Origin of the sequence: Veillonella sp. CNR 79/14 (assembly GCF_003992185.1) — a bacterium.
Lineage (GTDB): Bacteria > Bacillota > Negativicutes > Veillonellales > Veillonellaceae > F0422.
Window position 1 is genome coordinate 1 of the sequence record NZ_RQVH01000033.1, and the last position, 13,250, is coordinate 13,250.

Annotated in this window: 12 protein-coding genes and 1 tRNA gene; 4 read left to right on the forward strand and 9 right to left on the reverse strand. The window is 38.1% G+C overall.

Annotated features, from left to right (window positions below; genetic code table 11):
- Positions 1 to 127: 127 nt before the first annotated feature.
- The 9 genes from EO119_RS07715 to EO119_RS07755 form a co-directional block, all read right to left on the reverse strand.
- Positions 128 to 211: transfer RNA gene (locus EO119_RS07715), tRNA-Leu, on the reverse strand.
- 112 nt (positions 212 to 323) lie between these two features.
- Positions 324 to 1,703 (reverse strand): cobyrinate a,c-diamide synthase, encoded by a 1,380-nt coding sequence (locus EO119_RS07720; RefSeq protein ID WP_126941333.1) that lies wholly within the window; start codon positions 1,701 to 1,703, stop codon positions 324 to 326.
- 10 nt (positions 1,704 to 1,713) lie between these two features.
- Complete coding sequence (gene cobI / locus EO119_RS07725; RefSeq protein WP_126941334.1) at positions 1,714 to 2,421, reverse strand: precorrin-2 C(20)-methyltransferase; 708 nt, start codon at positions 2,419 to 2,421, stop codon at positions 1,714 to 1,716.
- Positions 2,422 to 2,583: 162 nt separating this feature from the next.
- A complete protein-coding gene (locus EO119_RS07730) occupies positions 2,584 to 3,408 on the reverse strand; it encodes a sirohydrochlorin cobaltochelatase (RefSeq protein WP_126941336.1) in 825 nt (274 codons plus the stop codon).
- Between the two features lie 143 nt (positions 3,409 to 3,551).
- Positions 3,552 to 5,978, reverse strand: a complete 2,427-nt coding sequence (locus tag EO119_RS07735; protein WP_126941338.1) for an ATP-dependent Clp protease ATP-binding subunit — start codon at positions 5,976 to 5,978, stop codon at positions 3,552 to 3,554.
- Positions 5,975 to 7,048: a protein arginine kinase gene (locus tag EO119_RS07740; RefSeq protein ID WP_126941340.1), complete on the reverse strand. Its 1,074-nt coding sequence runs from the start codon at positions 7,046 to 7,048 to the stop codon at positions 5,975 to 5,977. The genes EO119_RS07735 and EO119_RS07740 overlap by 4 nt, the downstream gene beginning before the upstream one ends.
- Before the next feature lie 9 nt (positions 7,049 to 7,057).
- Positions 7,058 to 7,576: a UvrB/UvrC motif-containing protein gene (locus EO119_RS07745; protein ID WP_126941342.1), complete on the reverse strand. Its 519-nt coding sequence runs from the start codon at positions 7,574 to 7,576 to the stop codon at positions 7,058 to 7,060.
- Between the two features lie 3 nt (positions 7,577 to 7,579).
- Entirely contained in the window at positions 7,580 to 8,056 is a 477-nt protein-coding gene (locus EO119_RS07750; RefSeq protein WP_062403366.1) for a CtsR family transcriptional regulator, read from the reverse strand.
- 460 nt (positions 8,057 to 8,516) lie between these two features.
- Positions 8,517 to 9,002: a ferritin gene (locus EO119_RS07755; RefSeq protein WP_009372173.1), complete on the reverse strand. Its 486-nt coding sequence runs from the start codon at positions 9,000 to 9,002 to the stop codon at positions 8,517 to 8,519.
- A 275-nt stretch (positions 9,003 to 9,277) separates the two neighbouring features.
- Here EO119_RS07755 and EO119_RS07760 point away from each other — a divergent pair, with 275 nt between their 5' ends.
- The 4 genes from EO119_RS07760 to EO119_RS07775 all read left to right on the forward strand — a co-directional run bounded on the left by EO119_RS07760 (position 9,278) and on the right by EO119_RS07775 (position 13,110).
- On the forward strand, positions 9,278 to 10,318 hold the full coding sequence (locus EO119_RS07760) for a GTP-binding protein (RefSeq protein ID WP_062403367.1): 1,041 nt from the start codon (positions 9,278 to 9,280) through the stop codon (positions 10,316 to 10,318).
- A gap of 5 nt (positions 10,319 to 10,323) precedes the next feature.
- Positions 10,324 to 11,811 (forward strand): permease, encoded by a 1,488-nt coding sequence (locus tag EO119_RS07765; protein ID WP_126941344.1) that lies wholly within the window; start codon positions 10,324 to 10,326, stop codon positions 11,809 to 11,811.
- Positions 11,808 to 12,566, forward strand: a complete 759-nt coding sequence (locus EO119_RS07770; RefSeq protein WP_062403371.1) for a TIGR03943 family protein — start codon at positions 11,808 to 11,810, stop codon at positions 12,564 to 12,566. Before EO119_RS07765 ends, EO119_RS07770 begins: the two co-directional genes overlap by 4 nt.
- A gap of 157 nt (positions 12,567 to 12,723) precedes the next feature.
- Positions 12,724 to 13,110: a hypothetical protein gene (locus EO119_RS07775; protein ID WP_126941346.1), complete on the forward strand. Its 387-nt coding sequence runs from the start codon at positions 12,724 to 12,726 to the stop codon at positions 13,108 to 13,110.
- Positions 13,111 to 13,250: the final 140 nt, after the last annotated feature.

Here is a 13,250-nt window from a genome sequence, read left to right on the forward strand (position 1 = left end):
TTACTTACGGTTTATATTTACATTAAAAAATACTGTCCAATAAAGATATATAAATATCTAAAACTTTCTTGTAATATATATAAAAAATTAAAAAGCAGATACTGTTTACACAGTATCTGCTAATCCTTGGTGCCGGAGGTGGGACTTGAACCCACACGGTGTTACCCGCTTGATTTTGAGTCAAGTGCGTCTGCCATTCCGCCACTCCGGCTCGTCAATGATATTAGTATACACAGGAGCAGAAAAATTGTCAATCTTTTTCTACCCCTCTATTATACTTAAAACGCAAATTATTCTTGCATTTATATTTCTTATAGTATCCCTCAAGATTTACCTTGTCCATAAGTCTCACAAGAATCTACAAAAGCTCTAGCCGCTGCCTCACTACCTGAAAAATTTATATGCAAATAAGAGGCTAAAATATTTTTATAGGAGTATCCCCCTTGATAGGCCTTAGGCTTACGCCCTCCTACTAACTCAAAGGCCCAAGGAAATGGACTTTGTGTAGGTGTCATAGTAGAAAAATGAAACTCATGTCCCTGTAAAGTATCTTTCACAGACCCTAAAATACTTGGCTCCAACATAGTAGCACTTACATAACCTACACGTTGTAAGCTTTGCTGCATTTCACAGGTAGCTGGTACAATCCCCACCATAGGATACGTATTTCCTTCGAAATCAGTCACTGCTTCTGTCATATACATGAGACCGCCGCATTCCGCATAGATTGGCATACCTTTTTCACTGGCCTTACGTATACTATCTTTCATAGATTCATTATTCCCTAATTGAGATAAAAACATCTCTGGAAAACCACCACCAAAAAAGATCCCATCTACATCTGGCAAGGATTCATCTTGTAAAGGACTAAAATAATGCAACTCCGCCCCTTCTGCTTCTAACGCTGCTAGGCTAGCTGGATAGTAGAAGGAGAATGCTTCATCCAAGGCGATGCCAATGCGCGCGCGTTTTTCTACAGCCTCTACTACCTCCTCAGTTTCCACAGACAAGTCCGCCGCACTTTGAGCTAACTCTACTAAGGCATCTAAATTCACCATGACTTTCACAGCTTCACGAATAGTAGCAATAGCCTCTGTGGGATCAACTTCTGTCACTGGTGTCAATCCTAAATGACGTTCTGGTGATTGCATGCGCTCATCACGACGAATGGCACCTAGTACAGGAACCCCTAATTTCTTCATCGCCGTCCGTATCATATGTTCATGATTATCCGATCCTAATCGGTTTAAGATAACACCACCAAATTGTACCTCTGGGTCATAATCACGAAAGCCTTTAGCAATGGCTGCCGCACTTTCTCCCATAGCCTTACAATCGATAACTAACACCACCGGAGCTTTTAAATCTTTGGCAACTTGCGCCGTGGAACTAACGCCTTCACGTCCCCCATCATAAAGACCCATTACACCTTCTATAATAGAAATATCAGCAGTCTCCGCTTGCCCCACAAAAAAGGGAATCAACTTATGTGGTGGCACAAGCCAGGTATCTAAATTATAGCATTCTCGTTGACTAGCAATTTTATGAAAGCCCGGATCAATATAATCCGGGCCTACTTTAAATGCCTGTACCGCTTTGCCCTGCTCTGTCAAAGCCGCCAATAGCCCTGCTACAATGGTTGTTTTTCCAACACCAGAGTTGGTGCCTGCTATAACAATTCTTGGTCGTTGTACAGTGTTCATAAAATACCTCTTAGCGATCTTTACGTTTCGCCAAAATTGTAGATAAATAGTTTAATTTTGTATCAGATGGCAAAGCATCTACATTACGATAGACTTCTTCCTCTGGTAATCCAACACGAGAAATCATCACAGCTTCTTCAGCCATATCATGTTTGCGAAGTGTTTCTTGCACTTCAGAGAAGTTTCGATACACTTTCATAATCACTGCATCATCAGCTACGGCAAGTACAGCATCAATTTTTTCTTTTGGTGCTGTAGCTGGAATAATCGCTAATACTTCTTCTTTTTCTACAATTGGATACCCCAAGTGGGATCCGATTGCACAGAATGCAGTAACACCTGGAATAGTTTCAATATCAAAACCAGCAGATTCTACTAAACGATATACATACATATATGTACTGTAGAACATTGGATCTCCCAATGTTAAGAATACAACTTTTTTACCTTCTTCTAGTAATCCAGTAATGATTCTACGTGCTTCTTCCCAGCCTTTAGATTGTTCATTATCATCCAATACCATTGGGAATACAACAGGTACGATTTCTGTATGTTCTTGAATATATGGTTCTGCAATATGTAAGGCTACAGAGCCATCTTTCTTTTCTGTTTTTGGTGTAATGATGACATCAGCTTCTCCCACAATGCGAGCAGCTTTTACAGTCATCAACTCAGAGTCCCCAGGACCTACACCAATACCATATAATTTACCTTTCATCAGGACACCTCTTTTATATATTAACATTGAACTAGTAAGGATCTCTCATTCCAAACTACTATAACCTTTTTAGTATATCATGACTCGCTATGAATGTACATGACACCACTAAGTATTCCTCTTATTAAGTCGCGCAACCATCAATATACATGATTTATAATTTTATAATCGTCTTTGGTATAAACCTTGCATAGCATCTGCTAAATGTTCTACATAGATGTCTTGAATTTCCGCATATTCACCAAGACCTTTTTCGTATTGTACCACTTCATATCCTGCTTTTGTTAATTCAGAAAGTAAACTATCTTCTTCCTCTCCGAATAAATCATTCAATGCATGGTCACCACAAACTAATAATAGAGGATGTAAATGTACTTTCTTAGGTTCGTGACCTTCTCGTTCCCATCGTTCTAAAATATCTTCAGGTGTTGGGAAATTTTCCAATGTAGCAATGGATGTATTTCGTAAACCGTCATGTTGTAATTTCAATTGTAGCACTGCATAGGATGCATTCCCTACATTAAATCCACCATGACCTACTAAGAGTAAATCTTCTGTTACAGGAACCTGTAAAGCCTTAATAAAGCGATCAATCAAGATTTGGTAATCGTCTGGTACTTCCTCCTCTTGTCCCATGAAATACAAAAGCGGTCTGCCAAATACAATTTCTTGTACAGAGCCTTGTCCTTTGAACACCATAATATTTTTACGAAGCTTATCGAACTCTGCACCACCTACTAAATGTGTAGGCTGCACAATGATGCGCTCATAGCCTTCTTCTACAATCGATTCCATTGCCTCAATTTCATTTTGGAATATAATATTTCTATCTTTCAAACGCTTAATGACAATACGTGATGCAAAGGCCAACCGTACTTCATGACTCGGATTTGCTTTACGAATGGCATCTACGACTGGGAAAATTTGATTTTCTCTTGCGCTGTCTACAGTAGAGCCAAAAGATGTAACTAATATAATCTCTTTCATATCTATACCTCATACTTAAATTAAGAACATACCTATCCTATAGTGTATAAGAAAAACAGAGTTCTGTAAAATAAATATAAGTCATTATAAAAGAGCTATACCCAGTTGTCTTCATAACAACTATGTATAGCTCGTTTATTATTTTACTTTACAGTAATCGCAATATCATCATTTTCTACTACTACATGAATTGTTTTACCTTCTCCTGCTTTACCTTCTAAGATAGCATCAGAAATTGGATCTTCTACTAACCGTTGGATAGCTCGTTTCAAAGGTCTTGCCCCCATAGCAAAGTCAGTTCCTTCTGCCACGATTTTATTCATAGCTTCATCAGATACTTCTAGTTCCATACCTTGTTCATGTAATCGTGTTGTCACAGATTGCAATAAAATACGCACAATACTTTGCAATTGTTCTGTTTCTAGAGCATGGAAGACAATCATTTCATCAATACGATTTAAAAACTCTGGGCGGAAATGAGATTTCACAGCTTGGAACACATCTTTTTTCATGGACTCTTTATCTTTTCCACTTTCTTCTTCTCCTTTAGCTGCTAAGAATCCCATAGCTGCCGCATCTTCTTTGAGATATTGCGCTCCTAAGTTACTTGTCATAATGATCACGGTATTTCTGAAATCGACTGTGCGACCTTGGTTATCCGTTAATCGTCCATCATCCAAGACTTGTAATAAGATATTAAAGAAGTCTGGATGCGCTTTTTCCACTTCATCAAAGAGAACCACACTATATGGGCGACGACGAACAGCCTCAGTTAATTGACCTCCTTCATCATATCCTACATAGCCTGGAGGCGCTCCCACTAAACGGCTCACCGCATGTTTTTCCATATACTCTGACATGTCGATACGAATCATAGCATTTTCATCGCCAAATAAATTGGATGCTAAGGATCTAGCTAATTCTGTTTTACCAACCCCAGTAGGACCTAAGAATAGGAAAGAACCAATTGGACGTTTTGGATCTTTTAATCCCGCTCTAGCACGGCGGACAGCTTTTGATACAGCTACTACAGCTTCATCTTGACCGATGACACGTTGATGTAATTCTTCTTCTAAACGTAGCAATCGTTCTGATTCTTCCTCTGCCACACGTGAAACAGGAATTCCACTCCACTCAGACACTACTGCAGCAATTTCAGATTCTGTAACCACTAACTTGGATTCGTTATCTTTTTTGCTATTTTCTTGTTTTGATGCAATGTCAGATTCTAACTCTTTTTCTTTATCACGAAGTGTAGCTGCTCGTTCAAAGTCTTGGGCTGTCACAGCTGCCTCTTTTTCTTTTTGTACTTGCACTAACTCATCTTCTAAGGCTTTCACATCTGGAGTTGCCGTAAACACAGCCATACGCACTTTCGATGCTGCTTCATCCATGACATCGATTGCTTTATCTGGCAAGAATCGATCTGCAATATAACGACTTGATAAATGTACAGCTGCTGCCAAGGCTTCATCTGTAATTTGTACCTTATGAAATGCTTCGTAGCGATCACGTAAGCCCTTCAAAATAGATAACGCATCTTCTTCGCTCGGCTCTCCCACTTGTACCGGTTGGAAACGGCGTTCTAAAGCAGCATCTTTTTCAATATGCTTTTTATATTCATCTAATGTAGTAGCTCCAATCACTTGGAAATTGCCACGTGCTAAGGCTGGCTTCAAGATATTCGCTGCATCCATAGCTCCTTCTGTAGCACCTGCTCCAATCAAAGTGTGAATTTCATCAATAAATACAATCATGTCATCATGATCCTGCACTTCATCCATCACTTTTTTCAAACGTTCTTCAAATTCTCCGCGATATTTAGCTCCTGCTAACATGGAACTCAAGCTGACAGAAATAATGCGCTTATCTCGTAATACATCCGGCACATCACCACTGACAATGCGTTGTGCTAACCCCTCTGCAATGGCTGTTTTACCTACCCCAGGTTCTCCGATAAGAACTGGATTATTTTTCGTGCGGCGGCTTAAAATCTGAATCACCCGTTGAATTTCTGTATCACGACCAATGACAGGATCAATTTTGCCTTGTTTTGCACTTTCATTAAGATCTATAGCATAGTCAGAAATTTCGCCTAAATCACTAGCTGTACCTTGTGTTGGATTAGAACTTGGTTCTTCTCCACCTACAATAGCATTTACTTTTTCTACTACATCTTCTGGACGAATTCCTTTTGCTGCCAATAATTGCATGGCTACCCCACCACCATCGTACAATAGGCCTAATAAAATATGCTCTGTACCGATGTAGTTATGTCCACGACTATTGGCGGCTTGTTGCGCTAAATCCAATACATGTTTCGTACGCGGTGTCATTTGTAATTGGCCTCCACTATGCGTACCTTTACCAACTGCACGAATCACTTCTTGTTCCAATGCCTTTCCTTCTACTCCTAAGGCTAGCAACGCACGTGCAGACACTGATTTTTCTTCTTCCACAAGGCCTAACAACAAATGCTCTGTTCCTACATAATTATGTTTATATTCAACTGCTTTTTCTTGGGCAATTGCTAACGCACGTTTTGCCCCTTCTGTATATCTTTCTATCATTTTCTTCCTCCTTTTGAACCTCGTAACAAGGTATCTTGTATTACTTGTGCCCTTTGACTATCACGTTCCTGCGAGCCCATCGACTCTTTCCCCACTAATTTGGCCAGGAAATTTGGTCTTGTAATAACTAGCATTTCGTGAAAGTTCATGGTCACATCTATTAATTTCATATCTATGCCTAACTGCACATCACTCAATAAGGCCAAGGCTTCTTCTCCTGAAATACGGCGTGCATGGGTCAAAATACCATAGGACCTCCACACCTTATCTTCTATGCCTTCTTTATCTGTAGTCCATAATTCAGACCGTGCTTTTTCTTCCTCTTTCACAACACCTTGTACAATCTGTGAAAGTTGGTCAATCGTTGCCTGTTCACTGATTCCCATCGTTTGCTGATTAGAGATTTGATATACATGGCCTAATCCCTCAGATCCTTCACCATAGAGACCTCGTACAGAATAGCCCATGCGGATAATACTACGAATAATACGCTGTAATTTGCCCGTCATTGATAACGCTGGAACATGAACCATCACAGATGCTCTCATCCCCGTTCCTACATTGGTAGGACAGGCAGTTAAGTATCCAAAGTCTTTTGAAAACGCATAATCGTATTTACTTTCTATCACATCATCAATAGCTACCGCTCGTTCATAGGCTTTTTCTAATTGTAATCCTAATTCCATGGACTGAATCCGCAAATGATCTTCTTCATTCACCATAATGGCAATACGAGAATCTTCAGAAATGATGACACTTCGTTCTTGACTCTGGGTCGCCAAATTAGGAGAAATTAAGTGTTTTTCTACTAGCACATCTCGTTCCATAGAGCTTAATGATGCCAAGTTAATTTTTGAAAAGCTTTTACCATAGGCTGTTTGTAAAGGGGCAACCATAGACCGCATATACCCATCCACCTTAGTTAAATCATTGAGATCTCCCCGATTTGTAAAGGATACTCCTTTAAAGTTTCTTGCTAGTCGAATGCGACTAGATAAAACAATGCGATGATCTAAGCCGGTTTCTTTCATCCAAGGCGACAACGCCTCATCTAAAATAGTGTGTAACATAGACCCTCCTTAATTTGATTCTTTAGACTGTTCTAACGACTTAATTTCATCACGAATTTGTGCAGCTCTTTCAAATTGCTCTTCCTTTACCGCCTGAATTAGCTCATTTCGTAATTGCTTAATAGTTTGCTCTACTTTCAAATCTGCCGCTCCTCGTTGAGGAATGCGACCTTCATAAGAAATAGATCCTTGAATACGCTTAATTAAGGGAACTAAGTGCGCTCGAAACGCTTCGTAGCATCTATCACAACCTAATCGACCTTGATGATTAAACGCCGATATAGTCATGCCACATTGTGGGCAAGTAATCTGTTTGCTATTCCCCAATGCACTTTGAGGATACATAACATTGGCAAAAAATTGATTATTAAAAAAGCTATCATCAAACATAGAGGAAAACTTGGTTCCACCTCCCTGCTCTTTTTGATTCGCACATTGTTGGCAATAATGATGCTCCTCCTTTGCTCCATTCACAATAGATGTCATATGAATGTTTGCATTTTCTTTACCACAAGAATCACATTTCATAGTCTACACCTCCTCATTTATGATGTTCATAATGGCTTGATAAAAACGCTCCGCTGCTTCTTTTCTACGTTCCACTGGTACATCTTGTAAAATTCTAACAAATGCTTCATGCAACATCGCTGCTTCACGTTTTGTAATACGCGCTTCTTTCATATGTTGAAATAATACTTGGTCAATGCGACCAATTGTAATGGCAGGTTCATCTTCATTACGTTGTGGAGATTGTTCTAAAGGAATCAAGACTTGTTTTCTCACTGGTTCCATAACTCTAGTAATTGTGATAGATCCACCTAGTCCACGTCTAGACTGAACAAGGAACCCTCGATCATTAGAAAAACGTGTACTCAACACATAACTAATTTGTGATGGTGCACAATCCAAAGCCTCCGCTAGTTCGTTTCTCCTAAGCGTAATACCTTCCTGCTCCTCTAACAATTTCGTCAATATAAATTGTTCAATTTTATCTGCTAAAATACTCATAGTATATCCTCATTTCTTTAATTCATGATGTACCATCATCACAACTAGACTTTTTTAAAGAATTAAGTTCCTTCTTATGATGAATGAGACACCCACTTTTTTGACTTTTTGTTCTTTTCTATGGTTAAAGTATATCTGACTTTTTGACCTTTGTCAAATACTTTTTTGACTTTTTGACTTTTTTTGTTTAAAAAAATTGTAGGACCCTATTCATATACGAATAACGCCCCACATCGATGGCACAATAAAAATAAGTAGCCCCTCTATTAGAAAGGCTACCTATTGTGTATTCCAGCAAACAACATCACTCTTACAAATATCATTATTTTGTTTAGTTATATGTGTTATATGTGTTGTGTGTTAGGTTTTGTATTATGTGTGTTTGTTATGTTTGTGTGTGTTTTATGTGTCATAGGTTTGATATGAAGTTCTCACTTCACTGTAAGAGCGAGTGTAGCAATTATTGACGGCTACCTAATTTGGAGTCCAAGAATAATTGTGCAGAACGGCTATCTTGTGCAAATGTGAATTGATCTACTAGGTCAGTTGCATTCGCTTCTTCTTCTACTTGTTCTTCTACGAACCAGTTCAAGAAAGATACTGTAGCATAATCTTTTTCTTCTAATGCTAATGCATACAAATTGTGGATTTTGCCAGTAATCATTTGTTCATGAGCTAATACAGCTTTTGCTACTTCTAAAGGATTAGTCAATGTAGATGCTGTGTTTTTTACATCACCTAGTGTTACTTTTTCGTTGTTGCTTTGTAAGTAATCAATGAATTTGAAAGCGTGAGTTACTTCTTCTTGGTATTGTGCACGTAACCATGCGGAGAAACCTTTGAAGTTAGCATCAGCCATAGCTAAGGAAAGAGCTAAATATGTGGATGCTGCATTAAATTCGAAAATTACTTGTTCGTTAAGAGCTTGTGCTACTTTTTGATTCATATTTTTATACCTCATATACTATTTATAAATTGACAATACACTGATGTGTTCCCACATCGTGTTTTCATTATAACAGATAAATCGAAATAAATCAATCTTCTTTTTCTATTTTTTTCGATTTTTTATCATTTATCCTGTATTTTGATAATAGTTGTGAGTTACACAGACTGAAATGCTCAATCATTCATGCATAGCTGACTAAAAGAGAGTATACTATTCATGCAAGAACTTTCATTTTATTATATATAGCATTATACACATTGGAGGTGAAATGTATGATGAAGCTAATCAGTCGTGCTTTTACTAGAGCTAAACAAAACTTAAGCTCTCATAAAGTAAAAGTCTATATCGTCTCTGGTTTTTTAGGTGCTGGGAAAACAACCTTTATTCAGCAACTAATACAAGAATTACCAGATCCAACAAGAGTTTTAATCTTAGAAAACGATTTTGGTCAAGTCAATTTAGATGGAGCTATCCTCCGGGAAAAAGGCTATACTGTTCGCGAGCTCACATCTGGATGCATTTGTTGTAGCTTAGCCGGCGATTTTCGTAGAGCTTTAGTAGATATTTTAGACACCCAAGATGTGGATTATATTATTATTGAACCATCAGGAGTCAGTCAACTATCTGATATTCTAGCTATTTGCAAAGATTCATCTATTGCAAAACGCATTGAGCTCACCGGTTGTGTGTCCATTGTGGATGCTATGCGGGCGCCTATGTATTATAAAAACTTTGGTGTCTTCTTTAAAGATCAAATTGCTTACTCTAGCCAAGTCTTTATTAGCCACCAAGAAGATGAAGATTTGCTACAAAACACCTTAGAAATTATTCGTCTCTTAAACCCAGCAGCTCCTATATATATATTGCCTTGGAATGAGATTACCCTTTCAAAATATATTTCAATGTATCCACGAGAACAAGCCGTGTCTGCCTTATCTCCTAACAAGAACATTGAAAACCATAAAGGTCATCATACAGCCCGGAATCATCCTGAGATTCCCCATCATGATCACATCGCTCATCATGCACAAGCCAAAGATGCTTTCTTGACATGTACCGTGGAGTGTACCTTACCCCGCACCATCGATGAGTGGCAACATCATTTGAAAGCTCTCATTGAAACGAATACAACCGGCCATATATTACGCTTAAAAGGTTGCATCCCTCTTTCTACAGGTGGACAAGCTTTGGTACAATACAATGGAACTGGTTTAGAGATTACTCCTACCACGTTACATGATTCATATTTAACCATCATTGGTCCATCTTTGAACAATGATGCGTTACAGTCTTTTATTAACGGAACAATATAGAACTTATGCAAACTATTCCCACCTATGTAGTGATGGGCTTTCTCGGTTCAGGAAAGACAAGTGCCATCACAGCTGGTATCGAAAGTCATAAAATTTCAAATGTTCTTCTCTTTCAATTTGAGCAGGGCTTACAAAGTCCTGCTCTTTCCAACGAAAGAGTGCATACTTTCTCCATCGACGATGATCCCAAGAACACTATCTCCACTTGTCAACAAATATTACAAGACCATCAGTATCGTGAACTTTGGATCGAATGGAATGGAATGGGATCCCTAGAACATTTTGAAACACTTTTTCTCCGCTCTCCCTTAGGAGATATGCTATCTATTAAACATGTCTATTATGTAACCCATCCTGAATGGGTGGAGTCACAATTACCGTATTTAGGGGAAATTCCCCTTTCACAAATTCGCTATAGCGATACAGTCATACTGGGCAACACTACGCAAGAAAAGGCTAAAGAGTATACTGAATTAGCTCCTAATAGTACTTGGATTGCCTGCCAAGATGTTAAGCAATGGCCTATCACTAAACCCATACAAATGTCTAAACCTGGATGGAAACAATATACAATCATTCCTATCCTGTTAGCCTTGGGATATATGTTTTATGAACAGCCTAATTGGGTAGCTATGACCACGGCCATCTTATTACAGATGATACCATTCTTGCTCTTAGGGACTGGTATTTCCGTCATCGTAGAACAATATGCCTCTCCCTATCGTATCGAAAAATATTTACATCGGTCTCCTATATTTGCCTATATACTAGCTATTATCATGGCTTGTACTATGCCACTCTGTGATTGCGCGGTAATCCCTATCTTACGCAGCCTAACACGGCAAGGTATGGAACCGAAAGTTAGCCTATTCTTTACGATGATTAGTCCTTTGCTAAATCCCATTGTACTACTCTCCACGTATTATGCGTTCCCAAAAGAACCTACGATACTCTGGGGACGACCTGTACTAGGAATTTTGCTAGCTTTTATTGTAAGCCAATATTGTGGCTCTCGTATCTACGGTCGTACTGATGCATTCCCTCCATGGAAACAATTAACTCTAGTAAAATCACTGTCAAAAGACATAGGATTTTTCGGAAGATTACAAGAAGAAACCTTACGCCTATTGCCCTTTATCATAATTGGGTCTATACTAAGTAGTGGGTTACAATTATTTTTACCTAAACAATGGTTGCAAGATATATCCTTATCTGGCTCCATTTTAGTCATCTTCGGCATGATGGCACTCGCCTTTTGCGTATCCATCTGCTCTACTGCAGATGCCATTATCGCCCGGTCTTTTATGAACGTCATTCCTTTACCAGGAATCTTGGCATTCTTACTGTTTGGACCTTTATTAGACATTAAAAACTACGTCTTATTACGAAATCTGTTCCCTAATTCCTTTGTGAAAGTATATAGTATTTCCATTATTCTGGGAACAACGATTATATGTATACTATTTTCGATCATAGGAGGTTATGCACTATGAAATACATTCCTACAATTAACATCCACGCAGCGGTAGAAGTCGTAGCCTCTGCTAGCTGCAGCCTGTCCTTGTTATATTTATTAACAACAGGCTCCATCTATCGCTTAATTGCCCCTAATTCCTATATCATCGCTTTACTATGGGCCTTGACATTATTACTATTATGGAGCACGATTAAAGCGAGCAAAAACATATTCCGTAAATCCTATGGCTCTTCTTATCGAAATGCTATCCTATACGGATTATGTACTTTACTATTAAGTCCATCCATCTTCCATGCCCAAGCCTTTGCATTACCAGCAGAAGAACCGGTAGATCAAGTTATTTCCATTACCAAAGAACCAGTTCCAACGAACGATTATAAAAACATTGGTGATGGTATCGATGATACGCATCGACACATTACATTAACATCTAGAAATTATTACGATACTATTTTAAAAGTATCTAATCACATTGAAAAGTATAAAGGATATACCGTATCTGCTACAGGCTATATTTCTTATCATGACAAAGCATTACAAGGTAACGATTTTGTATTAGCTCGTGATCTAATGATTTGTTGTGTAGCAGATATGTCACCATTCGGATTACCTACTGAGTACTCCTCTACTACGCCATTATTAGAGCATACTTGGTATACAATGGAAGGAACTATCGGCACTCGTAACTTCCACGGTGTAGAACAGCCTTACATCGTAAACAGCAAAATTACACAAGCCGATGCTATCGATGGATATATTTTCCCTAACTAATAAGTAATAGATGATTAAGATATGAGAAAACCACGTATGTCAGTATTATCACTGATATGCGTGGTTTTTATTAATATACTATTCATAACTGCTACTACCTATGTTAGAATAAATAATAAATATATTTCTATATATATAAATCGAAAGGAGTCTTCTAATGAAACGAATAACTATCGCTTTAATTTCTTCTTGCTTTGCTCTGTTCTTATTTTGCTTTATGCAAATACCTGTAAATGCGACCGATATTTGGGTAAGCTACGATCGATACGAAAACCTAGATACTTATATTATGGATGACACAATTTCTTATGGCAAATCCCAAAATGGTCCTTGGATATCTGTATCTGTAAAGCGTATACAAAATGGTAGAGTAAAAGAAGTACTAACATGGAACTTCATCAAGTATAAAACAGATATGTGGCGATATTACACCAATACAATGAGAGGTAATAGTTCCGTTGTTGACCCTAATAACAAGATTTTCCTATATACAATAAATAGCATTGGTTGGCCTTATTATATTGATGGATATTACATCTATTAATTCCATATTAAATATACCAACTCTAATATAGTATTATTTTCTACACCAATATACACACTTTATATTCGCAACTTCTATACAATCTATATGCATCTTCTAGATATAGATGTATAAGCAACTGATATGTGGAGGTACTATAC

Bases quoted from the DNA above. Each gene is read 5' to 3' on its own strand.
- EO119_RS07750 (WP_062403366.1), bottom strand. From the start codon at position 8,056: ATGAGTATTTTAGCAGATAAAATTGAACAATTTATATTGACGAAATTG.
- EO119_RS07720 (WP_126941333.1), bottom strand. From the start codon at position 1,703: ATGAACACTGTACAACGACCAAGAATTGTTATAGCAGGCACCAACTCT.
- EO119_RS07765 (WP_126941344.1), top strand. From the start codon at position 10,324: ATGCAAACTATTCCCACCTATGTAGTGATGGGCTTTCTCGGTTCAGGA.
- EO119_RS07755 (WP_009372173.1), bottom strand. From the start codon at position 9,002: ATGAATCAAAAAGTAGCACAAGCTCTTAACGAACAAGTAATTTTCGAA.
- cobI (WP_126941334.1), bottom strand. From the start codon at position 2,421: ATGAAAGGTAAATTATATGGTATTGGTGTAGGTCCTGGGGACTCTGAG.
- EO119_RS07770 (WP_062403371.1), top strand. From the start codon at position 11,808: ATGAAATACATTCCTACAATTAACATCCACGCAGCGGTAGAAGTCGTA.
- EO119_RS07775 (WP_126941346.1), top strand. From the start codon at position 12,724: ATGAAACGAATAACTATCGCTTTAATTTCTTCTTGCTTTGCTCTGTTC.
- EO119_RS07730 (WP_126941336.1), bottom strand. From the start codon at position 3,408: ATGAAAGAGATTATATTAGTTACATCTTTTGGCTCTACTGTAGACAGC.
- EO119_RS07735 (WP_126941338.1), bottom strand. From the start codon at position 5,978: ATGATAGAAAGATATACAGAAGGGGCAAAACGTGCGTTAGCAATTGCC.
- EO119_RS07760 (WP_062403367.1), top strand. From the start codon at position 9,278: ATGATGAAGCTAATCAGTCGTGCTTTTACTAGAGCTAAACAAAACTTA.
- EO119_RS07745 (WP_126941342.1), bottom strand. From the start codon at position 7,576: ATGAAATGTGATTCTTGTGGTAAAGAAAATGCAAACATTCATATGACA.
- EO119_RS07740 (WP_126941340.1), bottom strand. From the start codon at position 7,048: ATGTTACACACTATTTTAGATGAGGCGTTGTCGCCTTGGATGAAAGAA.